The organism is Enterobacter nematophilus (genome assembly GCF_026344075.1).
GTDB classification, from domain to species: Bacteria; Pseudomonadota; Gammaproteobacteria; order Enterobacterales; family Enterobacteriaceae; genus Enterobacter; species Enterobacter nematophilus.
On the sequence record NZ_JAPKNE010000001.1, the window covers coordinates 1,026,136 to 1,048,138 of the forward strand.

Genomic DNA, 22,003 nt, shown 5'->3' on the forward strand with positions numbered 1-22,003 from the left:
CTAAATCAATCTCCCTCTATTTTGTAGCAGAAACCCCTTTTCACCGTTCTGGCACAGGCATAATCTTAAACATGTATATTAAATATAACTTTAACAGGTGTGATTATGTTTTGTGTGCAATGTGAACAAACTATCCGTACCCCGGCAGGCAATGGCTGTTCTTACGCGCAGGGTATGTGCGGTAAAACCGCAGAAACATCAGACCTGCAGGATCTGCTGATAGCCGCCCTGCAGGGGCTTTCCGCCTGGGCATTCAAAGCCCGCGAGTACGGCATCGTCGACCATTACGTCGACAGCTTCGCGCCGCGCGCCTTTTTCTCCACGCTGACTAACGTTAACTTCGATTCTCCGCGCATCGTCGGCTACGCCCGCGAAGCGATTGCCCTGCGCGAAGCGCTGAAGGCGCAGTGCCTGAAGGTGGATGCTAACGCTCATGTGGACAATCCTATGTCAGAGCTTCAGCTGGTGAGCGACGATCTGGGCGACCTGCAGCGTCAGGCGGCAGAATTCACCCCGAATAAAGACAAAGCGGCGATTGGCGAGAACATCCTCGGCCTGCGCCTGCTGTGCCTGTACGGCCTGAAAGGCGCTGCGGCCTATATGGAGCACGCGCACGTTCTTGGCCAGTACGATAACGACATCTACGCCCAGTACCACAAAATCATGGCGTGGCTGGGTACCTGGCCTGCCGATATGAACGCCCTGCTTGAGTGCTCCATGGAAATCGGCCAGATGAACTTCAAAGTGATGAGCATTCTGGATGCCGGTGAAACCAGCACCTACGGCCACCCGACGCCAACGCAGGTCAACGTGAAAGCGACCGAAGGCAAGTGCATCCTGATTTCGGGCCATGACCTGAAAGATCTCTACAACCTGCTGAAGCAGACCGAAGGCACCGGCGTTAACGTCTATACCCACGGCGAAATGCTGCCGGCGCACGGCTACCCTGAGCTGCGTAAATTTAAACATCTGATCGGTAACTACGGCAGCGGCTGGCAGAACCAGCAGGTGGAGTTTGCCCGTTTCCCTGGCCCTATCGTGATGACCTCTAACTGCATCATCGACCCTACCGTGGGCGCGTATGACGACCGCATCTGGACCCGCAGCATCGTCGGCTGGCCGGGCGTGAGCCACCTTGAAGGCGACGATTTCGGTCCGGTCATTGCGCAGGCGCAGCAGATGGCGGGCTTCCCGTACAGCGAAATTCCGCACCTGATCACCGTCGGCTTCGGTCGCGAGACCCTGCTGGGCGCCGCAGATTCGCTGATCGATCTCGTCAGCCGTGAAAAGCTGCGCCACATCTTCCTGGTTGGCGGATGCGACGGCGCGCGCGGCGAGCGTAACTACTTCACCGATTTCGCCACCAGCGTGCCGGAAGACTGCCTGATCCTGACCCTGGCGTGCGGTAAATACCGTTTCAACAAGCTGGACTTCGGCAACATTGAAGGCCTGCCGCGCCTGATCGATGCGGGCCAGTGTAACGATGCTTACTCGGCCATCATTCTGGCGGTCACGCTGGCGGAAAAACTCGGCTGCGGCGTCAACGACCTGCCGCTGTCCCTGGTGCTCTCCTGGTTTGAGCAGAAGGCGATTGTTATCCTGCTTACCCTGCTCTCGCTCGGCGTGACCAACATCGTGACCGGCCCGACCGCGCCAGGCTTCCTGACGCCGGACCTGCTGGCGGTACTGAACGAGAAATTCGGCCTGCGTTCAGTCACCAACGTTGAAGATGATATGAAGCAGCTGCTGAGCGCATAAGGAGCGATTAATGACCATGCCAACCTCACAATGTCCGTGGCGGATGCAGGTTCATCACATCCATCAGGAGACGCCGGATGTGTGGACGCTGTCGCTGCTCTGCCACGACTACTATCCGTACCGTGCGGGCCAGTATGCGCTGGTCAGCGTTCGCAACTCGGCGGACACGCTGCGCGCCTACACGATCTCCTCCACGCCGGGCGTGAGCGAGTACATTACGCTCACTATCCGCCGCATTGATGACGGCGCAGGCTCGCAGTGGCTGACCCGTGACGTGAAGCGCGGGGATTACATCTGGCTGTCCGACGCGCAGGGTGATTTCACCTGTGACGACAAGGCAGACGATAAATTCCTGCTGCTGGCGGCGGGCTGTGGCGTAACGCCGATCATGTCGATGCGCCGCTGGCTGGCGAAGAACCGCCCGCAGGCCGACGTGCAGGTGATTTTCAGCGTTCGTTCCCCGGAAAATGTGATTTTTGCCGAAGAATGGCGCAACTATCCGGTGACGCTGGTGGCCGAGCACAACGCGACGCACGGTTTTGTCGCGGGGCGCCTGAGCCGCGAGCTGCTGGAAAGCGTGCCGGACATTGCGAACCGTACCGTGATGACCTGCGGCCCGGCGCCGTACATGGATATCGTGGAGAAAGAAGTTAAAGCGCTTGGCGTGACCCGCTTCTTCAAAGAGCAGTTCTTTACGCCGGTGGCGGAAGCGGCAACCAGCGGGATTCAGTTCACCAAACTGCAGCCCGCACAGACCTTCTTTGGCCGCGTGGGCACCACGCTGCTGGAGGCGCTGGAAAGCAACAAGGTGCCGGTAGTGGCGGCCTGCCGTGCGGGCGTGTGCGGCTGCTGTAAAACGAAGGTGGTTTCCGGGGAGTACACCGTCACCAGCACCATGACGCTGACCGACGCGGAAATTGCAGAGGGTTACGTGCTGGCATGCTCGTGTCATCCGCAGGGGGATTTGGTCCTCGCATAAGCGATAAACGTTCGATCGTAGGCCCGGTAAGCGCTAGCGCCACCGGGCTTTTTTTTGGCTGGCTCTGCGTTTACCCCGACCTACAATAGCTCAACCACCCCTTCGCCGCTCTCCCTCTCAGGCGATAAATTCCGGCAACCCTTTTCCCACCAGCATAACGCTTAACTGTGCCTGAAAAGCACCCTTTAACTGGAGTGATTCGACGGGCAATACGGAGACTTTCTTCTAAGCTTGTAAGCGATATCACAAAAAGGAGACGGACAACCATGAAACAAACCGTGGCTGCATATATAGCGAAAACGCTTGAACAGGCTGGCGTAAAACGTATCTGGGGCGTGACCGGCGATTCCCTGAACGGGCTCAGCGACAGCCTGAACAAGATGAAAACCATCGAATGGATGCCAACCCGCCATGAAGAGGTCGCCGCCTTCGCCGCCGGTGCCGAAGCGCAGCTAACCGGAGAGCTGGCCGTGTGTGCGGGCTCGTGCGGGCCTGGCAACTTGCATCTGATCAACGGCCTGTTCGACTGCCACCGTAACCACGTGCCGGTGCTGGCGATTGCCGCCCACATCCCCTCTTCCGAAATCGGCAGCGGCTATTTTCAGGAGACGCATCCGCAGGAGCTGTTCCGTGAATGCAGCCACTACTGTGAGCTGGTTTCATCCCCGGAGCAGATCCCGCAGGTGCTGGCGATCGCCATGCGCAAAGCCGTACTAAACCGTGGCGTTTCCGTGGTCGTCATCCCCGGCGACGTGGCGCTCAAGGCCGCGCCGGAAGGGGCCAGCACCCACTGGTATCACGCCCCGCAGCCGGTGGTAACGCCAGCCGAAGAGGAGCTGAAAAAGCTGGCGCAGCTGCTGCGCTACTCCAGCAATATCGCCCTGATGTGCGGCAGCGGCTGCGCGGGCGCGCATAAAGAGCTACTTGAGTTCGCCGGCAGGCTCAAAGCGCCCATCGTCCACGCCCTGCGCGGCAAAGAGCACGTCGAGTACGACAACCCCTTTGATGTAGGCATGACCGGGCTGATTGGTTTTTCCAGCGGCTTCCACACCATGATGAACGCCGATACGCTGGTCCTGCTCGGCACCCAGTTCCCGTATCGCGCGTTCTACCCGACGGATGCCAAAATTATTCAGATTGATATCAACCCGGCCAGCATCGGCGCGCACAGCAAGGTCGATATGGCGCTGGTGGGCGATATCAAATCCACCCTTGCCGCCCTGCTGCCGCTGCTTGAAGAGAAAACCGATCGCAAGTTCCTTGATAAGGCGTTGAGCGACTACCGCGACGCGCGCAAGGGGCTGGACGACCTCGCCAAACCGAGCGACAAAGCCATCCACCCGCAGTATCTGGCGCAGCAGATCAGCCATTTTGCGGACGACGACGCCATTTTTACCTGCGACGTCGGCACGCCCACCGTCTGGGCGGCACGCTATCTGAAGATGAACGGCAGACGTCGCCTGCTCGGCTCGTTCAACCACGGCTCGATGGCGAACGCCATGCCGCAGGCGCTGGGGGCAAAAGCGACGGCACCGGAGCGTCAGGTCGTGGCGATGTGCGGCGACGGCGGGTTCAGCATGCTGATGGGGGATTTCCTGTCGGTGGTTCAGATGAAGCTTCCGCTGAAAATCGTGGTCTTTAACAACAGCGTGCTGGGCTTTGTGGCGATGGAGATGAAGGCCGGAGGCTATCTCACGGACGGCACCGAGCTGCACGACACCAACTTCGCCCGCATCGCCGAGGCCTGCGGTATCACCGGTATTCGCGTGGAAAAAGCCTCCGAGGTGGATGAAGCCCTGCAGCGCGCCTTCTCCATCGACGGTCCGGTACTGGTGGACGTGGTCGTCGCCAAAGAAGAGCTAGCCATCCCGCCGCAGATCAAGCTGGAACAGGCTAAAGGTTTTAGCCTCTACATGCTGCGCGCCATCATCAGCGGGCGCGGTGACGAAGTGATCGAACTGGCAAAAACCAACTGGCTCAGGTAAAACATTTCGCATGACCTCTTAAAATAAAGGGATGTGAAATGATTGATTTGCGTAGTGATACCGTTACCCGCCCGAGCCGCGCCATGCTCGAAGAGATGATGGCCGCCCCGGTCGGGGACGACGTCTACGGCGATGACCCGACGGTCAACGAACTGCAGCGCTATGCGGCAGAGCTGAGCGGCAAGGAGGCCGCGCTGTTCCTGCCGACCGGCACGCAGGCGAACCTGGTGGCGCTGCTCAGCCACTGCGAGCGCGGCGAAGAGTATATCGTCGGCCAGGGCGCGCATAACTACCTGTACGAAGCCGGCGGCGCGGCGGTGCTTGGCAGCATCCAGCCGCAGCCGATTGACGCCGCGCCGGACGGCTCCCTGCCGCTGGATAAAGTCGCGGCGAAAATCAAAGCTGACGATATTCACTTCGCCCGCACCAGGCTGCTCAGCCTCGAAAACACCCACAACGGCAAAGTGCTGCCGCGCGAATACCTGAAGGCCGCGTGGGAATTCACCCGCGAGCGTAAACTCGGCCTGCACGTCGACGGCGCGCGCATTTTCAACGCCGTCGTGGAGTACGGCTGCGAGCTGAAAGAGATAACGCAATATTGCGACTCGTTCACCATTTGCCTGTCTAAGGGTCTGGGAACGCCGGTGGGTTCTCTGCTGGTCGGCAATGCGGACTACATCAAGCGCGCCAACCGCTGGCGTAAAATGACCGGCGGCGGCATGCGTCAGGCGGGCATTCTGGCGGCTGCGGGACTTTACGCGTTAAAAAACAACGTGGCGCGCCTTAAGGACGATCACGATAACGCCGCGTGGATGGCAACGCAGCTGCGCGAGATCGGCGCGGACGTGATGCGTCACGACACCAACATGCTGTTCGTGCGCGTGGGCGACGAGCACGCCGCCGCGCTGGGTGAATTTATGAAATCCCGTGGCGTGCTGATCAACGCCTCCCCGGTCGTGCGCCTGGTGATGCATCTCGACGTGAGCCGCGAACAGCTGGCGGACGTGGTGAAACACTGGCAGGCGTTTTTACAGCGCTAAGGAGCATCACGTGCCGCAACGCATTCTGGTGCTTGGCGCCAGCGGATATATTGGTCAGCATCTCACCACTGCGTTAAGCCAGCAGGGGCATCAGGTGCGGGCAGCGGCACGCAGCACCGAGCGTCTGCAAAAACTCGCTTTGCCCGGCGTGACCTGTCACAACGTCGATCTCAACTGGCCGAAGGAACTTCCCGCGCTGCTGGAAGGGGTCGACACGCTTTACTACCTGGTTCACAGCATGGGCGAAGGCGGGGATTTTATCGCCCACGAGCGGCAGGTGGCGATGAACGTCCGCGATGCCCTGCTGCAAACCCCGGTGAAGCAGGTGATTTTTTTGAGCTCGCTTCAGGCACCCGAACACGAGCAGTCCGACCATCTGCGCGCCCGCCAGCTGACGGCCGACACGCTTCGCGGGGCGAATATTCCCGTTACCGAACTGCGCGCCGGGATTATCGTCGGCGCGGGTTCCGCCGCTTTCGAAGTGATGCGCGATATGGTCTACAACCTGCCGGTGCTGACCCCGCCGCGCTGGGTGCGCTCGCGCACCACGCCGATTGCGCTGGAGAACCTTCTCCACTATCTGGTGGCCCTGCTGGATCGCCCGGCAGAGCAACACCGCGTGCTGGAGGCGGCAGGCCCGGAAGTGCTGAGCTATCAGGAGCAGTTCGAACATTTTATGCAGGTGAGCGGCCGCAAACGCTGGCTGGTGCCCATCCCCTTCCCGACCCGGTGGATCTCGGTGTGGTTTTTGAATGTGATCACCTCGGTTCCCCCGACGACCGCGAAAGCGCTGATCCAGGGGCTAAAGCACGATCTGCTGGCGGACGATCGGGCACTGCGCGCATTGATCCCCCAGGAATTGATCCGCTTTGACGACGCGGTGCGCCATACGCTGAAAGAAGAAGAGAAGCTGGTGAACTCCAGCGACTGGGGCTACGACGCGCAGGCCTTTGCCCGCTGGCGCCCCGAGTACGGCTATTACCCGAAGCAGGCGGGCTGCACGGTAAAAACCTCTGCCAGCCTTCACGCGCTGTGGGAAGTGGTGAACCAGATCGGCGGCAAAGAGCGCTATTTCTTCGGCAATATTCTCTGGCAAACGCGCGGCGCACTGGACCTGCTGGTCGGTCACCGTCTGGCGAAAGGTCGCCCGGCGCATCCGTATCTTAAGCCAGGCGATGCGGTCGACAGCTGGAAGGTGATCATCGTCGAGCCGGAAAAACAGCTGGCGCTGCTGTTCGGCATGAAGGCACCGGGGCTGGGGCGACTCTGCTTTACCCTCAAGGACAAAGGCGACCACCGGGAGCTGGACGTTCGCGCCTGGTGGCACCCGCACGGGATGCCGGGTCTGTTCTACTGGCTGTTTATGATCCCCGCCCATCTGTTTATCTTCCGGGGAATGGCAAAACGCATTGCGCAACTGGCAGAACAAAAGACGAAAATAAGTTAATAAAACCCTCTTTCTTTCACCTTTCCCATTGCAACACATCGTAATTCACGAAAGAATGCGCACGAAATTCTTTTCAACACAGTGGATTGATATGAAGGTACTGGTTACCGGGGCGACCAGCGGCTTAGGCCGAAATGCGGTCGAATTTCTGCGCAACAAGGGCATCAGCGTCAGGGCCACCGGTCGCAACGAAGCGATGGGTAAACTGCTGCAAAAAATGGGCGCGGAGTTCGTCCATGCCGACCTGACGGAGCTGGTCTCCTCGCAGGCGAAGGTGATGCTCGCCGGTATCGACACGCTGTGGCACTGCTCCAGTTTTACCTCCCCGTGGGGAACCCAGGAAGCCTTCGATCTCGCCAACGTGCGCGCCACGCGTCGTCTGGGCGAATGGGCCGTCGCCTGGGGCGTGCGTAACTTTATCCATATCTCCTCCCCGTCGCTCTACTTCGACTATCACCACCATCGCGACGTGCAGGAAGATTTCCGCCCTGCTCGCTTTGCCTGCGAGTTTGCCCGCAGCAAGGCGGCCAGCGAAGAGGTGATCGACCTGCTGGCGCAGTCAAACCCGCATACCCGCTTTACCGTCCTGCGCCCGCAGAGCCTGTTCGGGCCGCACGACAAAGTGTTTATTCCGCGTCTGGCGCAGATGATGCACCACTACGGCAGCGTGCTGCTGCCGCGCGGCGGCGATGCGCTGGTGGACATGACCTATTACGAAAATGCCGTCCACGCCATGTGGCTGGCAAGCCAGCCGGACTGCGATAAGCTGATCTCCGGCCGCGCCTATAACATCACCAACGGTGAACCGTGCACGCTGCGCAGCATCGTGCAGCGGCTGATTGATGAACTGCAGATTAACTGCCGTATCCGTTCCGTGCCCTATCCGATGCTGGACATGATCGCCCGCAGCATGGAGCGTTTTGGCAGTAAATCCGCCAAAGAGCCCGCGCTGACGCACTACGGCGTATCGAAGCTTAACTTTGATTTTACGCTGGATATTTCGCGCGCTGAGACTGAACTGGGATATAAGCCAATTGTGACGCTGGATGAAGGCATTGTGCGCACGGCGGCGTGGCTGCGGGATCACGGGAAGTTGCACCGGTAAGCGTCCAGCCTCATGTAGGCCGGGTAAGCGCAACGCCACCCGGCAAAAGACAGAGTGTGCGGCCTGATGCCCTCACCCCGGCCCTCTCCCACCGGGAGAGGGTGCAAACACTAAAACGGCAACCTTTCGGTTGCCGTTTCGCTTTTACAGAGCCGTCCAGGCATCAGCCCATGCCAGACCTGCGCCTGGTTCATAGTATGCCGGGGCGTTGTTACACCAGCCGCTGTACGGGAACGGTTTGCACTGGAACAGTTTACCGTGGTTGTTCACGATATCACCTGCGTTGTACTTGCTGTTCGCGCTCCACGCCGGGTAAGCACCGTCATCCTGGGAAGGCGTTGATGCTTTCGCCTTCACGTTCAGCAGATAGGAAGTGGTGCTGCTCAGCTCGCCATCGCTGACGGTCAGGCTCACTTCAATCTGCTGCGCCGCTGCAGACTCTGGTGCAGTAAAGGTTACCACCGCTTTGTCTTCGCCGGTCACGGTCTGGCCATCCTGAGAACGCCAGGTGTAGGTCAGCTTGTTGCCGTCCGCATCGGTAGAACCTTCCGCGCTCAGAGAAACCTGTGCGCCCGCTTCAACGGCGCCGATTGGGCCCGCAATATGCGCAACCGGCGCGTGGTTCACCGCAACAGGCTCAGCCGGGGTTTCATCCGGCGTCGGCGCTGGAGCCGGTGCCGGCGTTTCATCTTCTGAAGGCGTTGGCGTTATCGGGGTTTCGTCCGGCGTTACGGCAGAGCCGTCATCGTTTACGATGTTGACGTTGTAGAACTTCTGCACGCACTTGGTGTAGTCACCGTCTTTAAAGGCGCTGAACGGCGTCTGATAACCCACCAGCTGGCACGCATAGGTTGAACCCGTCGGCGTATCCGGGCTCCATCCCCAGTCCTGTTCCCAGTAAATCTTCAGGGCACCAGCACCACCTTCGTCAAACTGCTTCATGTTGGCGCAGCCCAGCACTTCGTTGGCCGGAACAGGCACTTTCAGGTAGTTCGCGAACTCTTTGTAGTACTTGATGCGGTTCTGAGACTGGGCAATTTCAGTCGGGCCGCCGCACTCTACGCCGCCGTTGATGATCTGGGTGGTCACGCCGAAGCCCGGGACCAGACCGTTGGCTTTATCATGATCGTTCGGCTGCCACGTGCCGTCGATAACCTGCAGCATGCTTGGTTTTGGCGGCTGCGGGTAGGCGAAGAAGAAGATCGCACTCGCCAGGTTCAGCCAGGTGTCCGCAACCAGCTCAGGTTTGTCGAGCAGGGTGCGCACGTCGCCGTACATCGCCTCAGAGAATGGACCGTAGTTGTAGTTGTAAGACAACTGCTTCGCACCGCGGCCAAAGTAGCTCAGGAAGTCGCCGTCTTTGTCTTTACCGCACGGCCAGGTCTGCCCCTGCCACACGTCCGGGTTACATTCGCCGTTATAGCCGCCCTTCTGGCCTTCGCTCCAGCCCATTTCACGCACGTGAACCAGCGCCTGTCGCCATTCGGCTTCCGGACGCCAGCTTTCGTGGCCGCCGGTTTCCTGAGCAAAGTGCGCAAACATGGTTGCCAGCTCTTTGCGGCAGATCGCGTCGCTGTCGCGACCGTCGTTGTAGGTCTTACACAGCGCCGGGAATTTACCCACCGCTTTCAGGAAGTTGCTGTAGGTATATGCCTGAGCGCGCAGCGGGAAGAGATATTCCCAGTCGCTGGCCTTCACGATCCCTTCAACGCGCTTCACGTTGTCCGGGTTTGCCGCGCGGCCTGGTTCAATCAGTTCTACCTGGGCGTTATCCAGCGTCTTGATGGTCTCTTTAACCGAAGCCATCAGCGGGAAATCCGTCAATTCCTTCTCTTTCTTCGCCAGATCGCTGGCTTTCATGGTGTATGGTTCACTGGTGGTCGCCTGCAGCGAGGCAGCCTGCGCCATAAACGGTGCTACGCATGCGCCGGCAACGAGTACACTCAGTAACGTCCTTTTATTCATTTCAGTATTCCTGTTAATTGAAGTTAAAGTTAAATCCCGGCTTATGTATTAATCCTTTAATAAATAAACCACAGACAGCTGTTTTCACTTTTCGAAGAACACCCTTGGGAATTCTTCAAAAATAAAAAACCTTTCTATTGCGCCGCTAATTTCAACTGCTGATATTTTTTCCAGACCTTATGGGCATACATCATTCGCTGCGGATAATTCTCTTTTTTTAACCCGGCGTTATAGGCGCCTACCGCTTCCCAGTTATAGCCATACACCTTGATCATCCCGGAAAGGATCGAGGCGCCGACCATGATGGACGTACAGGGCTCGGTCATCAGTCGATATTCGTCAATGCCTCTGCTTTCCAGTTCCGTAAAATGTGTACTGTTAATTTGCATTAGCCCGACATCACGCGTGCCGTCATGATTTTTCCCAATCGCGTACGGATTCATACCGGATTCAACATTAGCAATGGCATACAATAAATAGGGATCGACATGATAATAGTGCGCGGCTCTGTCCCAACAATTTGCCAGCGCGCTTTGGCTTATTATCAATAACAACAATATTAACTTTTTCATTTTTACCTGCTGTAAGCGTCAGTGATTTCTCCTTAGCAACATCCTGTAAAATGAAGTTTGAATCACTCACCATCCCCAGCGGGAATGGTGAGTGTTTATCGGGCTAGATTATTTGCAGTCTGTTGAAGGACCTTCTTTCACCCATACATCGCTGTTGGCCGGGTTATCACCGCGGGTCCACCATTTGGCACGGTAAACGTTGCCCTGGTAGGTTGTGGTTTCGCCGCCGTTGTAGACGAGGTCAGAACGCCAGTTCATCTTCACGTCGCTGACCAGCTCCCAGGCATCCACACCGAAGCCAGGCTGGTTGCCCTGCGTCCAGTACTTCGCTTTCCACACCAGATGGTCGAAGCTTACGGTATCGCCATTGTTGTAGATTTTGCTGGCATCCCACGCGGCATATTTGCTGGCGTTAGCATCGACAGGCGCGTCGCAGCTACCGGTTGCAGAACCTTCGTCAGACGGTGGAGTGACATCATCAGATGGAGGCGTCACATCATCAGCCGGAGGAGTTACGTCATCAGCCGGTGGCGTAACGTCAGCCGGTTTCGGATTCACGGTAACCTGCACGTTAGACTGCACGCTGGTTTTACCATCGCCTACGACCACGCTCAGGGTGTAAGTCGATGTAGAGGCAACGTCTGGCGCAGTGATGCTTACATTCGCGGTATCAGTACCGGTGGCGTGCATATCCGCTGGAACGCTCCAGGCGTAGGTCAATGCATCACCGTCTGGATCCGCAGCCTGCGCATGCAGAGAATAGGTTTCCCCTGCCTGCAGCGTTACCGCTTCCATTGCGTTCACAACAGGAGCCTGGTTCGCTTTCGGCGCTTTGTTCACAACCTGCACATCAATTGCGTTGCTCAGGCCTTTTGCATCCGTAACCGTCAGGCGGAACGTCATGCTCTGGTCGCTGGTCGCTGCCGGAATGTTGAAGGTCGCTTTCGCTTTGGTGCTGTTGGTGATGGTCACAGATGGGCCAGAAACCTGGGTCCATTTGTAGGTAATCGCATCGCCATCCGGATCGCTGGAAGCAGAGCCATCAAGCGTGACGGTTGCCGGGCCAGAGACGTTCTGATCCGCAGAGGAAGCGATTGGCGCGTGGTTGGTGACCACCGGATCAACCGGGGTAGAACCGCCCAGCAGGCTTTCGTTCATCGCGTTCAGGATGTCGCCGGTATCAGAGTCGATGGACCAGGCAAAGAGACCACCCAGGTTTTTAGACAGCACGTACTTGCCTTTAGCGGCGGTAGAGCGTGCATCTTCATAGGTGATCAGGTCGCCGGTAGACTTATTGAAGACATATGGTGCTTCTGCGTCCGCGTCATAACCATATTCCCAACCTGGCTTGCCTTTGTACTCATTAACGATCTGACGATAGTCAACCACGCCAGGTTCCCAGGTGCCTTTCACCATCCCGGTAGCGGTACCGGTGAATGGATTGTCGCCGGTGTAGCCATGCACGCCGGTCCAGCCGCGGCCATACATGCCCGCACCCACCACGATCTTGCCTGGCTGTACGCCCTGTGACAGCAGCGCGTTAACGCCATTTTCAGTGGTGTAGTCGGTGTCTGGACGCCATGCTGGCGCACGCAGTGCAGCCTGGTGACCCAGAACGGTGTTGCTCCAGCCGCCGTAGAAGTCGTAGCTCATCAGGAAGATATGGTCGAGGTACTGCTGAGCAGTGGTGTAATCCACGTCTTCAATCTTATCGCGGCCTGCACCGATGGCGCTGGTCAGTTCATAGGTACGGCCAGTCTGAGCAGACAGCTCGTTCAGCATGGTGCGCAGGTCGTGCATCAACGCGGTATAGGTTGCTTTATCCTGCTGCGGATTGCCCAGGGTTTCGGTTACACCGCCGCCGCCAGGGAATTCCCAGTCGATATCCACACCGTCAAAGAATTTCCAGGTCTGGAGGAACTCTTTCACAGAGGAGACGAAGCGGGCGCGAATTGCCGGATCGCCCATGTGGAAGAACGGATCGGAGAGCGTCCAGCCGCCGATGGATGGCAGCACTTTCAGGTCCGGATGCGCTTTTTTCAGCGCCATCAGCTGGCCAAAGTTACCTTTGTACGGGTCGTCCCAGTTGGAGACGCCTGCCTGTGATTTTTGCAGCGCGGCCCATGGATCGTGAATTGCCACGGTGAAGTCAGGACGGCCTTTACAGTCGTTCTGCAGCACGCGGAAGCTGTTGCCGCCTTCAATGGTTTTCAGGCCGTCGTTAATGCCGTCGCCACCACAGATTGGAATAAAGCCGTACAGAATGTGGTTGAGGTTGGCCGCAGGAATTTTATCTACCGTGAAGTTACGATCGTAAACGCCCCATTCAGGGAAGTAGGCTGCAACCACCTTGTCGGTGTGCTTCGCGAAGGTTTTGTTGTTTTCCTGCAGAGGCTTATTCAGCGGCAGCAGGTGGCTACCGTCGGTATCAGCGACGATAATCAGCTTGCTGGCGCTTTTCGCACAGCCGCTGGCGTTACACACTTCTACCTGCTCCTGATAGCGTCCGCCTTTTTTCACTTTGAACGTAGCAGAGCCCGTCGCGCCGCCCGCACCGGTCCACACGGTCTGTCCGTCCAGCAGAACTTTAGCTGAAGTCGGTGCATCTCCGCTCCAGACGTTCCATTCCACTTTGACATCCACGCCATCGTTATGCACTTTGACCAGATTGTTATAATCCTGAGCATTCTGATCCACTTCAACCAGGGCAAATTTGTCGTTGCCGTAGCCGAGAGTCGGTGCGCCTGGCGCCGCTGCAAATGCGGAGCTGGTTGCCGCCGCAATAAAGAGCGCCAGATATTTAGGCTTCATAAATTTCATTTTTATTTCCTGATAAATTTATACGTAACGTAATAATCCATGTCTTCCTTGAGAGCATGGAGTCTATTTGCGTAAAGCTTATTTAACCAACCTGAAAACCGTGACAATAAAAAAACGTTTTGCTGCGTTGTATTCCTCCATAAAAAGATACAAGCCCAAATTCCGTGTAGCTTATATCTCTTACGATACACTGAGCGCAAAGAGGCGTCCTTCTCTTCCACCGTCAAAAAAATTTATAAAAAAACTTGACCCGTATATTTAAAATATGAAAGCAAACTGCTGTCCAATAAACACCACTATTCCAGCAAATGAGAGATACGGTCCGAAAGAAATAGTGAGGTTATTTTTATTTAAATTATTTACGGTGAAATAGCCCACAATACCGCTCAACGCTGCCGCGAGTTCAATCGAAGGCAGCGCCTGCCAGCCGCACCAGGCGCCTAAGGCCGCCAGCAGCTTAAAATCGCCATATCCCAGCCCTTCCCGTCCGGTAAACAACCGAAATGCCCAGTAGAGCAGCCAGAGGGAGAGGTAGCCCGCTACCGCACCGAACAGCGCATCGCGCAGCGGCAGCGTGTGGTCAAACGCATGGAACAATAATCCTGCCCACAGCAGCGGCTGCGTCAGACAATCCGGCAGGAGCTGATATCGCCAGTCGATTATCGCCAGAGGCAGCAAAAAGGCGGCCAGCAGCCACACGGCAAAGAGTGACTGGATGTCCGGCATCCACCAGGCGGTGATGCCGCAAAACAGTGCGGAAAAAAGCTCGATTAAAAATAGCCGCAGGGGGATAGCCGTTTTGCACTCGCGGCAGCGCCCGCGTAATACAAGCCAGCTGACCAGCGGGATATTCTCCCAGGCGGCCAGCGTGTGCTGACATGCCGGGCAATGCGAGGCCGGAAAGAGCAGATTACCTCCCCCCTCTTCCTGCATGACCATGCCCGGCACGCGTTCGGCAACCACCCCAAGAAAGCTTCCGACAATGCCGCCTAAGATCGCACTCATTAACGGGAACCCCACCGGATAAACGTCCCGCATCAGCGCGAACGTACTCATGCGTTTTTGCTCCAGGTGAGCTGGACTTCCGCTTTCACATCGCTGAGATGATCCACCGGCGTGAGGTTCATTTTCTGCAGCCTGACGCCGGAAGTCTGGTTTATTTCCCGCAGCCAGTTTTTCAATTCGTAGACGTTTACGCGGCTGACCACGAACGATAAGGTTTGCCCATCCTGACGCACATCCGCCAGAGGGAGATGAATTTCCTGGGCGCTGTTCTCTACCACCGTGCGTGGATTATCCGTTTTGACAATCTGGACCTGAAGATGGTTTTTATCTATTTCGCTGCGCATCCAGTTCAGCGTCTCTTTTTGTCTGGTCAGAGTGGCCTTGCTGTTCTGAATCATATTATCCAGCGGGATCATGCCCGCGTAATAAATAACCGCCCCCGCTATCGCGGCGGCACATATTTTCAGAATGATTTTTTCCCTGGCGCTGTAATTCTGGTAACGAGACTTAAGCTGCGTGATTCGCTCTTTCATTTATATTTCCCTGCGATCATGGCGGTATAAGGAGCTGAGGTCGAAACAGGCTGTAAGGTGAAATCGAAATACTCCCCCGCCTGGTTTACAAACGTCTGCAACGCGGATTGGCTTTGCGAACTGGCGCTCAGCGTCAGCGTATTTTGCTGAGCATCGTATTCGAGCAGCGCGATCTCCAGCGCGGGCACGGCCTGCCTGGCTTTTTCCAGATCTTCCAGCTGCAGAAACACCCCTTTGCTCTGCTTTTTCATATTTTGACCAAAGTGGTATTTGATATTGGTCTGCTGGCGCATGCTGGGGAAATGGTGCTGGTAAACCTGCAGGATCTCCTGCTGAAGCTGATTTTCCTGCTGCACCAGCATCCAGGCCATGGTGACGCGCGGGCCCAGCAACAGGCCGAGAGAGAGCAGGCCCGCTGCGGCGAGCGCCCCTTTAACGCCTTTCGAGGCTTTACCGTTACCTGCTTTAGGGCTGAACTCGCCGTGCAGGAGCGTGACGCGACAGGCCTGCCACTGGGGCTGGATCAGCACCAGCGGATGCTGCCAGGGCTGGGCGATGTCGACGGCCACACCAGCAGGCGCTTCGCCGTAGCAGCACACTACCCCCTCTCCGGCCTTCTGCATCAGAAGCGGCAGCAGGCTCGCCTCCATTTCGCTGGCGACATGCGGTGATAAGCGCAGCCAGTAGCCGTCATCCACGGCAACAAGGGTACTTCCGCCCGCCGTCACGGGGAGCAGCCAGGCATCCGGCAGCACCTGGATCACCTTTAGCCCCGCCTCCTGGCAGCGGCTTAACCACCCGCGCAGCAGGTCGGCGTCTATCGCCACCGCATCCACCTCGGCGCCTTTTTTGTTCAGCACAGTCCAGTGGAGATTATCCACGTCGCCAATCAGCGTCTCTTCCGCCATCCACGAGAACGCCGTCGCCTGAGAGGCGACTTTCTTCGGCAGCGTAAAATGGCGGAAGATCATGCTGCTGGCGGGCAGCAGCAGACAAACACGGGCCGCCAGCGGATGGTCCGCCAGCGCGTCCAGGCTCTCCAGCGTCTCAACCTGCTGGCTGCCGGAGACACAGCCCATTATTTTCCCGCCCTCGCGGTTATCGGGACGAACAAAAAGTACCTGTTTCATAGCGATCTACTTTTCTTATTCAATCATTCGGTAACGACGTTGCCACGTCACGATCTCACCGGCCTCGTTATTGACCTGAAGCTGGCTAACCACGCGAAGCGTTAATTCATCGGTATTGCCGGTATAGTTCACGCGGAAATACCGGCTGCTGATGGAGAGAAGCTCGGCCACCTGCGGGAGATCGTCTTTCAACTGCGGGAAGGTCTGCTCCAGCGCCTTGCTGAAGGTTTCCATATTTTCCCAGCCGGTTTCAGGACGCGAATCAATCAGGCGAACGGCGTCATCTTCCGTTAATTTTCCGGGGAACAGGGCGGCCAGTAAGGCGGCCTGCTCCGGCTCCAGGGTATTCACGTCCACCTTACTGGCAGAGTCCGGCAGCGCGCAGAGCAGCTTGCTCACCTTCGGGTATGCCGCTACCGGGAACGCGGGCAGCTGTTTGATCTCAGCAATGGTGCGCATCATCTGGTTCGCGGGCTGGCGGGCGGGCATAACGCCCGCCCAGGCATCGCTCTCTGCACCGTCTTTGGCGGTTGTCGCGTCGCCATCGAGATAGTCCACCAGCTGTTGATACACCTCTTCCGCCGCAGCGTGGCTGATGCCGCTTTCCGTCAGGATCTGTTCAACAATCTGCTCGTTGCGCGGTTTTTCCGGCACGGCGGGCGCGTTTTGCCCCTGCGGTATTTTCTCTGCGGCCAGCAGGTTGTTGACGTTAAAGCAGTCCTGCGCGTCTTCCACCTGGCTGACCACCGTGTAATCTTCGCCCCGGGTTTCCAGCGGCTGGTGCCAGTCGCCGTCAAGGTTCAGGGCCTTGTTTTCACCGCTGGCGTCGGTCTGCAGGCGGTCTTTCACCACCTTCTCCTGTGCCTGCATCGCCCAGCGCAGCTGCTGCTGGCTTACCTGGTAATGGGTTTTCTGCAGGTTGCGGCAGAACTGCTGGCTGATTTTGGCGGCCAGCGCTGACATCATGACCAGCAGGATCAGCACCACCAGCAGCGCGACCCCTTTCTGTTTACGTAATGCACTCATGATTTTGCTTCCGGTGCCGGTGCTGGCGACGGCGCAGGCGCGGCCTCTGGCGCAGCGGCGGGCGCGGGCGCAGCCGCTTCAGGCATATCGCCCGGCGTCGTGAAGACCCAGCGCCAGGTGTCGCCGTTTTCCATGGTCAGCGTCAGCTCCACGCCGTCCGGCAGATGCGCCGCGTCGCTCCAGCTTTTCTGCCAGCCCTGCCGGTAAAAACGCCACTGCAGGGATTTCACCTCGCCGACAATCGGCACTTCATCGGGTTTGACGTCCGCCGGGCCGTCAATCACCGGCCAGACGTCACGGTACAGACGCCCCTCTTCCAGCCGCCAGCGCACGCGCTCCAGCTGGACCGTTCCGCTCACCCCGTTCAGGGTGGTCAGCTCAAGGGCATCGCCCTCCTGCCGAAACAGCTCCGGCTCGTTGCGCGGCGCGCGCGCCTGAAGCTGATAAAAATCGCGCTCCATCAGATTCCAGGCCCGCTGCAGCTGGTTTAGCTTTGCGGCGCTGGCATCCGTCGCCGAACTGGTGCGCATCGCGCCGTCCAGAATTTGCCAGGCCAGCGTGCTGATCACCGCGAAGATGGTCAGGGCAATCATGATCTCCAGCAGGGTAAAGCCGCGCTGGCGTCGCGTTTTCTTCACTTGCTCTCTCCCGGCGGAATGATGTGAAGCGCAATAACCGGCTGGCTGTCGTCGCCTTCCGCGTAGACGCGGATCGCGTTCGCCCAGACGCCGTCGGCGGTTTTTACCCGCTGCTTGCGCCAGTTCCAGCCGCGCCCGCCCATGATTTCCGTCCCCTGCGCCTCGGCGTCCGGGAAGTCGGTTTTCGTGAGCTGCGCTTCCGCCTGCTGATTTTCCGCCACCCAGCTGGCCTGCAGCGTGTCGGCCAGGCCGTGGGTGAAACGTACGTTCAGGGAGACGGAGTTCATCAGGGCCAGCGCGGCGGTGGAGAAGATCGTCAGCGCGACCATCACCTCCAGCAGCGTCATCCCCTTTTGCTTTTTATTGCCGTTAGCCATCGTTTTCTACCGATACCGGGGCCGCGCCTTGCGACACCACGCGGAAATGGTGCTGTTTGTCGTAGCTTTGCAGCGTCAGCGTGAAGCGGCTGATTTCACCGTCCGGTAAAAAGAGGACCTGCGGGTCGGAGGTTACCGTGGCGGCAAGGCGCTGCGGCGAGAGCGACACGTGCATCTCCTCTGGGAAATCGCCTTTGGTGGTAATACGTCCTGCGGATAACGGCACCCAGCGACGTTCGCCGTTTTTATCGTCGAGCGTCACCAGCTGATATTTGTCGGTGGTAATTACCAGCCCGACGATATTTCCGTCCATCACCGCACGGTCTGAACCATAATCAACGAGCGCTTTTAATTGCTGGCCAAATATATCCGCACCGCTGCGCGAGGGTATTGTTGACACCACCATCATGGCGCAGCTGGCAAATATCACCAGCGCCAGAATAATTTCCAGCAACGTAAAGCCGCGTTGTTTATTCATTATTTCTCTTTCTTATCCAGAGACCAGTTCGTAATATCGTCAGCGGTATTGGCTTCACCGTCCGGACCGGCTGAGAAAACGTCCACCGCGCCGTGTTCGCCCGGGCTGACCAGAATATAATCCCCACCCCACGGGTCCTGCGGCAGGCGGCGGATATAGCCGTCCGCGCGGTAGCCGTTCGGGATTGGCGCGATTTCAGGCTTGGTCACCAGCGCCTGCAGGCCCTGCTCCGTGGTCGGGTAGCGGTGGTTATCCAGCTTATACATATCCAGCGAGCCTTCGAGGGCGACAATATCGCTGGTCGCTTTTTGTTCGTCCGCTTTCTCTTTATTGCCCATTAAGTTCGGCACCACCATGCTCGCCAGTACGCCGAGAATAACGATAACCACCATTAATTCGAGCAAGGTGAAGCCCGCCTGGCGAGCCAGGTTTTTACGTTTTAAAGCCATGATTTAACCTACCATATTATTAAGTTGCAGAAGCGGTTGTAATATTGACAGTACGATGAATAAAACAATCGTTGCCATGGATACCACCAGCGCCGGTTCAAATACCGACAGCGTTAATGTAATGCGATGCTGTAATGCCGATTCCTGGTTTTCCGCCGCGCGGTCCATTAAATTGCCTAATTCCCCGCTCTCTTCGCCGGAGGCAATCATATACAGCATGGTCGGCGGGAATAATTTCGCCTGTTCAAGCGCCGCGTAAAGGGATGCCCCCTGGCGCACGGTATCCGCCGCCTGCTCCAGCACCTGCCGGGCGTAGAGGTTTTCGATACCGTCCATCGCGATGTACATCCCCTCCAGCAGCGGCACGCTGCTGGCCTGCAAAATGCTCAGGGTGCGGATATAGCGGGCGCTGTTGATGGCGCACACCAGCTTTTTAATCGGCGAACCGTTCACCAGCCAGCTGTTCCAGCGAAAGCGGTTTTTGGCGTTCCTGAGCCAGGTTTTAAAGCCGATAAAGCCGCCTCCCAGGATGCCCACAATATAGATGCCGTACGCCTGCAGGAAATCGCTCACCGCAATCAGCGTGCGGGTGGTGATCGGCAGCTGCTGCTTCATGTGGGTGAACTGCTCAATCACCTGCGGCACCACCGCCACCAGCAGGATGCTGATGACCGCGATGGCCACCACCGTCAGGGTGATCGGGTAGACCATCGCCTGCGTCAGCTTGCTTTTCATTTTCTGGCGCTGCTCGTTGTACTCGGCCAGCTTCTCCAGCACGTCGCCCAGGTGGCCGGTCTTTTCACCGGCCATCACCAGGGTGCAGTAGAGCTTGTCGAAGGTGCGCGGGAACTGGCTGAAGGCGTCAAACAGCGTGTGCCCTTCCACCACCTTCTCGCGAATTTCCACGACCATCGCCGCCAGCTTTTTGTCTTCCGTCTGCTTCGAAATCGCTTTCAGCGCGCTCTCCAGGGGCAGCGCGGCGTTCACCAGCGTCGAGAGCTGGCGGGTAAACATCGACAGCACCGGCGTCGAGAGCTTAGCCCCGGTTTTCGCTTTGCCGGATGCCGCCGCCTCGCGGGTTTCGGCGATGCTGACGGGCATCAGCTTTTGCTCGCGCAACATCTGGCGAACCTGCTTTTGCCCCTCGGCCTGCAGCGTGCCGCGCTGGGTTTTCCCCGCGGCATCCGTCGCCGTCCAGGCGTAGAAGGCCATTACGCATCCCCCCCACGCTCGGCGGTGACGCGCATCACCTCTTCCAGAGAGGTCACGCCGCTAATCACCTTCAGCAGCCCGTTTTCACGCAGGCTGTAGGCCTGCTTAAAGAGCTGCGTTTCGATGGACATTTCGTCTTTATCTTCATGAATGGCGCGGCGCATGGTGCTGTCCACCACCAGGAACTCATGAATACCGGCCCGGCCCTGGTAGCCGCTCTGGCGGCAGTGTTCACAGCCTACCGCGCGGTAGATTGCTTTTGGCGGCGCCTCCATAAAGCTGAACAGCGCTTTTTCATTGGCGTCCAGCGGACTGGTGGTCCGGCAGTGCGTGCACAGCCGACGCACCAGACGCTGGGCAATGACACCGAGCAACGATGAACCGATTAAAAAGGACTCCAGCCCCATATCCCGCAGGCGGGTAATCGCCCCTGCGGCGCTGTTGGTGTGCAGCGTAGACATGACCAGGTGACCGGTAAGCGACGCCTGCACCGCAATTTGCGCGGTTTCACCGTCACGAATTTCCCCGATCATCACCACGTCCGGGTCCTGACGCAGAATGGCGCGCAGCCCGCGGGCAAAGGTCATGTCCACGCGCGGGTTAACCTGCGTCTGCCCCACCCCTTCCAGCTCGTATTCAATCGGGTCTTCAACGGTGAGGATGTTGCGCTCGTGGCCGTTCAGCGCCGAAAGAATGGCGTACAGGGTGGTACTTTTACCGGAGCCTGTCGGCCCGGTGACCAGGATAATGCCGTGCGGGCGGTCAATCAGCCCTTTCAATTTCTCCAGCTCTTCATCAATCAGCCCCAGCTTGTTGATGTCGGGCTTCAGGTTGCTTTTGTCGAGCAGACGCATGACCACGCGCTCGCCGTACTGGGACGGAATGGTCGAGACGCGCACGTCAATTGCCTTGCGGCCAATGCGCAGGGAGATACGGCCATCCTGCGGCAGCCGCTTCTCGGCGATGTCCAGCTTTGACATGACCTTGATACGCGACACCAGCAGCGGCGCGAGCTTGCGCGCGGGCTGCAGCACGGGACGCAGCACGCCGTCGACGCGGAAGCGAATGCTCAGCGTGCGCTCGAAGGTTTCGATATGAATATCCGACGCGCCGTCCTTCACCGCCTCGCCGAGAATGGCGTTGATGAGGCGGATCACCGGCGAGTTTTCGTCGTTATCGAGCAGATCTTCGTTATCCGGGATCTCCTCGGTTAACGCCATCAGGTCGATGTCCGCGTCCATGTCGTCCACCAGCTGCTGCGACACGCCGCTGCTCTGCTGCCAGATTTTGGCCAGCATCTCGTCGAAGGCTTCCGGCGTCAGGGTGACCGGGACGAACGCGCGTCCCAGCACCCGGCGCACCTCCAGCAGTGCAAATGCCGGGGTGTCATCACGGATATAGACGTCATTGTTGTAGAACAGCACGCCGTTATCTTTTGCGTAGCTGCTGCTACACAGCGTTTTACTCAGTTCGTCCAGGTTATC

The 22,003-nt window shown here is 58.0% G+C and carries 19 protein-coding genes; 6 read left to right on the plus strand and 13 right to left on the minus strand.

The window, feature by feature from the left end; genetic code table 11:
* The first annotated feature begins 105 nt into the window (after positions 1–105).
* From hcp to OSH03_RS04895, 6 genes are all read left to right on the plus strand, one after another.
* Entirely contained in the window at positions 106–1,758 is a 1,653-nt protein-coding gene (gene hcp, locus OSH03_RS04870) for a hydroxylamine reductase (RefSeq protein ID WP_061098719.1), read from the plus strand.
* A 10-nt stretch (positions 1,759–1,768) separates the two neighbouring features.
* Entirely contained in the window at positions 1,769–2,737 is a 969-nt protein-coding gene (hcr, locus tag OSH03_RS04875) for an NADH oxidoreductase (RefSeq protein ID WP_266178419.1), read from the plus strand.
* 266 nt (positions 2,738–3,003) lie between these two features.
* On the plus strand, positions 3,004–4,722 hold the full coding sequence (gene poxB, locus OSH03_RS04880) for a ubiquinone-dependent pyruvate dehydrogenase (RefSeq protein ID WP_266178420.1): 1,719 nt from the start codon (positions 3,004–3,006) through the stop codon (positions 4,720–4,722).
* Positions 4,723–4,760: 38 nt separating this feature from the next.
* On the plus strand, positions 4,761–5,762 hold the full coding sequence (gene ltaE, locus OSH03_RS04885) for a low-specificity L-threonine aldolase (RefSeq protein ID WP_266178421.1): 1,002 nt from the start codon (positions 4,761–4,763) through the stop codon (positions 5,760–5,762).
* Positions 5,763–5,772: 10 nt separating this feature from the next.
* Complete coding sequence (locus OSH03_RS04890) at positions 5,773–7,209, plus strand: SDR family oxidoreductase (protein ID WP_266178422.1); 1,437 nt, start codon at positions 5,773–5,775, stop codon at positions 7,207–7,209.
* Positions 7,210–7,300: 91 nt separating this feature from the next.
* The gene (locus OSH03_RS04895) at positions 7,301–8,314 is read left to right on the plus strand and encodes an NAD-dependent epimerase/dehydratase family protein (RefSeq protein WP_080328163.1); all 1,014 of its coding nucleotides are present in this window, start codon (positions 7,301–7,303) and stop codon (positions 8,312–8,314) included.
* A gap of 144 nt (positions 8,315–8,458) precedes the next feature.
* Here OSH03_RS04895 and OSH03_RS04900 read toward each other — a convergent pair whose 3' ends face one another.
* From OSH03_RS04900 to gspE, 13 genes are all read right to left on the minus strand, one after another.
* The gene (locus OSH03_RS04900; RefSeq protein WP_266178423.1) at positions 8,459–10,279 is read right to left on the minus strand and encodes a glycoside hydrolase family 19 protein; all 1,821 of its coding nucleotides are present in this window, start codon (positions 10,277–10,279) and stop codon (positions 8,459–8,461) included.
* 134 nt (positions 10,280–10,413) lie between these two features.
* Entirely contained in the window at positions 10,414–10,851 is a 438-nt protein-coding gene (gene iagB / locus OSH03_RS04905; protein WP_151412813.1) for a type III secretion system invasion protein IagB, read from the minus strand.
* Positions 10,852–10,959: 108 nt separating this feature from the next.
* Entirely contained in the window at positions 10,960–13,671 is a 2,712-nt protein-coding gene (locus OSH03_RS04910; RefSeq protein WP_266178424.1) for a glycosyl hydrolase family 18 protein, read from the minus strand.
* A gap of 258 nt (positions 13,672–13,929) precedes the next feature.
* Positions 13,930–14,727, minus strand: a complete 798-nt coding sequence (locus OSH03_RS04915; protein ID WP_266178425.1) for a prepilin peptidase — start codon at positions 14,725–14,727, stop codon at positions 13,930–13,932.
* On the minus strand, positions 14,724–15,209 hold the full coding sequence (gene gspM / locus OSH03_RS04920; protein ID WP_151412811.1) for a type II secretion system protein GspM: 486 nt from the start codon (positions 15,207–15,209) through the stop codon (positions 14,724–14,726). The genes OSH03_RS04915 and gspM overlap by 4 nt, the downstream gene beginning before the upstream one ends.
* Complete coding sequence (gspL, locus tag OSH03_RS04925; RefSeq protein WP_266178426.1) at positions 15,206–16,339, minus strand: type II secretion system protein GspL; 1,134 nt, start codon at positions 16,337–16,339, stop codon at positions 15,206–15,208. Before gspL ends, gspM begins: the two co-directional genes overlap by 4 nt.
* 15 nt (positions 16,340–16,354) lie before the next feature.
* Positions 16,355–17,365 carry a type II secretion system minor pseudopilin GspK gene (gspK, locus tag OSH03_RS04930; RefSeq protein WP_266178427.1) on the minus strand — a complete coding sequence of 337 codons (1,011 nt, stop codon included), beginning with the start codon at positions 17,363–17,365 and terminating at the stop codon, positions 16,355–16,357.
* A complete protein-coding gene (gspJ, locus tag OSH03_RS04935; protein WP_266178428.1) occupies positions 17,362–18,003 on the minus strand; it encodes a type II secretion system minor pseudopilin GspJ in 642 nt (213 codons plus the stop codon). The genes gspK and gspJ overlap by 4 nt, the downstream gene beginning before the upstream one ends.
* On the minus strand, positions 18,000–18,380 hold the full coding sequence (gspI, locus tag OSH03_RS04940; protein WP_266178429.1) for a type II secretion system minor pseudopilin GspI: 381 nt from the start codon (positions 18,378–18,380) through the stop codon (positions 18,000–18,002). Before gspI ends, gspJ begins: the two co-directional genes overlap by 4 nt.
* Positions 18,373–18,858, minus strand: a complete 486-nt coding sequence (gspH, locus tag OSH03_RS04945) for a type II secretion system minor pseudopilin GspH (protein ID WP_266178430.1) — start codon at positions 18,856–18,858, stop codon at positions 18,373–18,375. The genes gspI and gspH overlap by 8 nt, the downstream gene beginning before the upstream one ends.
* On the minus strand, positions 18,858–19,307 hold the full coding sequence (gspG, locus tag OSH03_RS04950; protein ID WP_006809430.1) for a type II secretion system major pseudopilin GspG: 450 nt from the start codon (positions 19,305–19,307) through the stop codon (positions 18,858–18,860). The genes gspH and gspG overlap by 1 nt, the downstream gene beginning before the upstream one ends.
* A 3-nt stretch (positions 19,308–19,310) precedes the next feature.
* Complete coding sequence (gene gspF, locus OSH03_RS04955) at positions 19,311–20,519, minus strand: type II secretion system inner membrane protein GspF (RefSeq protein ID WP_061098734.1); 1,209 nt, start codon at positions 20,517–20,519, stop codon at positions 19,311–19,313.
* Entirely contained in the window at positions 20,519–21,997 is a 1,479-nt protein-coding gene (gspE, locus tag OSH03_RS04960) for a type II secretion system ATPase GspE (RefSeq protein WP_266178642.1), read from the minus strand. The genes gspF and gspE overlap by 1 nt, the downstream gene beginning before the upstream one ends.
* Positions 21,998–22,003 lie beyond the last annotated feature (6 nt).

Excerpts from the sequence above, each read along its gene's own strand:
- iagB (WP_151412813.1), bottom strand. The coding sequence starts at position 10,851 with ATGAAAAAGTTAATATTGTTGTTATTGATAATAAGCCAAAGCGCGCTG.
- gspM (WP_151412811.1), bottom strand. The coding sequence starts at position 15,209 with ATGAAAGAGCGAATCACGCAGCTTAAGTCTCGTTACCAGAATTACAGC.
- OSH03_RS04900 (WP_266178423.1), bottom strand. The coding sequence starts at position 10,279 with ATGAATAAAAGGACGTTACTGAGTGTACTCGTTGCCGGCGCATGCGTA.
- gspI (WP_266178429.1), bottom strand. The coding sequence starts at position 18,380 with ATGGCTAACGGCAATAAAAAGCAAAAGGGGATGACGCTGCTGGAGGTG.
- gspK (WP_266178427.1), bottom strand. The coding sequence starts at position 17,365 with ATGAGTGCATTACGTAAACAGAAAGGGGTCGCGCTGCTGGTGGTGCTG.
- hcp (WP_061098719.1), top strand. The coding sequence starts at position 106 with ATGTTTTGTGTGCAATGTGAACAAACTATCCGTACCCCGGCAGGCAAT.
- OSH03_RS04895 (WP_080328163.1), top strand. The coding sequence starts at position 7,301 with ATGAAGGTACTGGTTACCGGGGCGACCAGCGGCTTAGGCCGAAATGCG.
- ltaE (WP_266178421.1), top strand. The coding sequence starts at position 4,761 with ATGATTGATTTGCGTAGTGATACCGTTACCCGCCCGAGCCGCGCCATG.
- gspG (WP_006809430.1), bottom strand. The coding sequence starts at position 19,307 with ATGGCTTTAAAACGTAAAAACCTGGCTCGCCAGGCGGGCTTCACCTTG.
- gspF (WP_061098734.1), bottom strand. The coding sequence starts at position 20,519 with ATGGCCTTCTACGCCTGGACGGCGACGGATGCCGCGGGGAAAACCCAG.
- OSH03_RS04910 (WP_266178424.1), bottom strand. The coding sequence starts at position 13,671 with ATGAAATTTATGAAGCCTAAATATCTGGCGCTCTTTATTGCGGCGGCA.
- gspL (WP_266178426.1), bottom strand. The coding sequence starts at position 16,339 with ATGAAACAGGTACTTTTTGTTCGTCCCGATAACCGCGAGGGCGGGAAA.
- hcr (WP_266178419.1), top strand. The coding sequence starts at position 1,769 with ATGACCATGCCAACCTCACAATGTCCGTGGCGGATGCAGGTTCATCAC.
- poxB (WP_266178420.1), top strand. The coding sequence starts at position 3,004 with ATGAAACAAACCGTGGCTGCATATATAGCGAAAACGCTTGAACAGGCT.
- gspH (WP_266178430.1), bottom strand. The coding sequence starts at position 18,858 with ATGAATAAACAACGCGGCTTTACGTTGCTGGAAATTATTCTGGCGCTG.
- OSH03_RS04915 (WP_266178425.1), bottom strand. The coding sequence starts at position 14,727 with ATGAGTACGTTCGCGCTGATGCGGGACGTTTATCCGGTGGGGTTCCCG.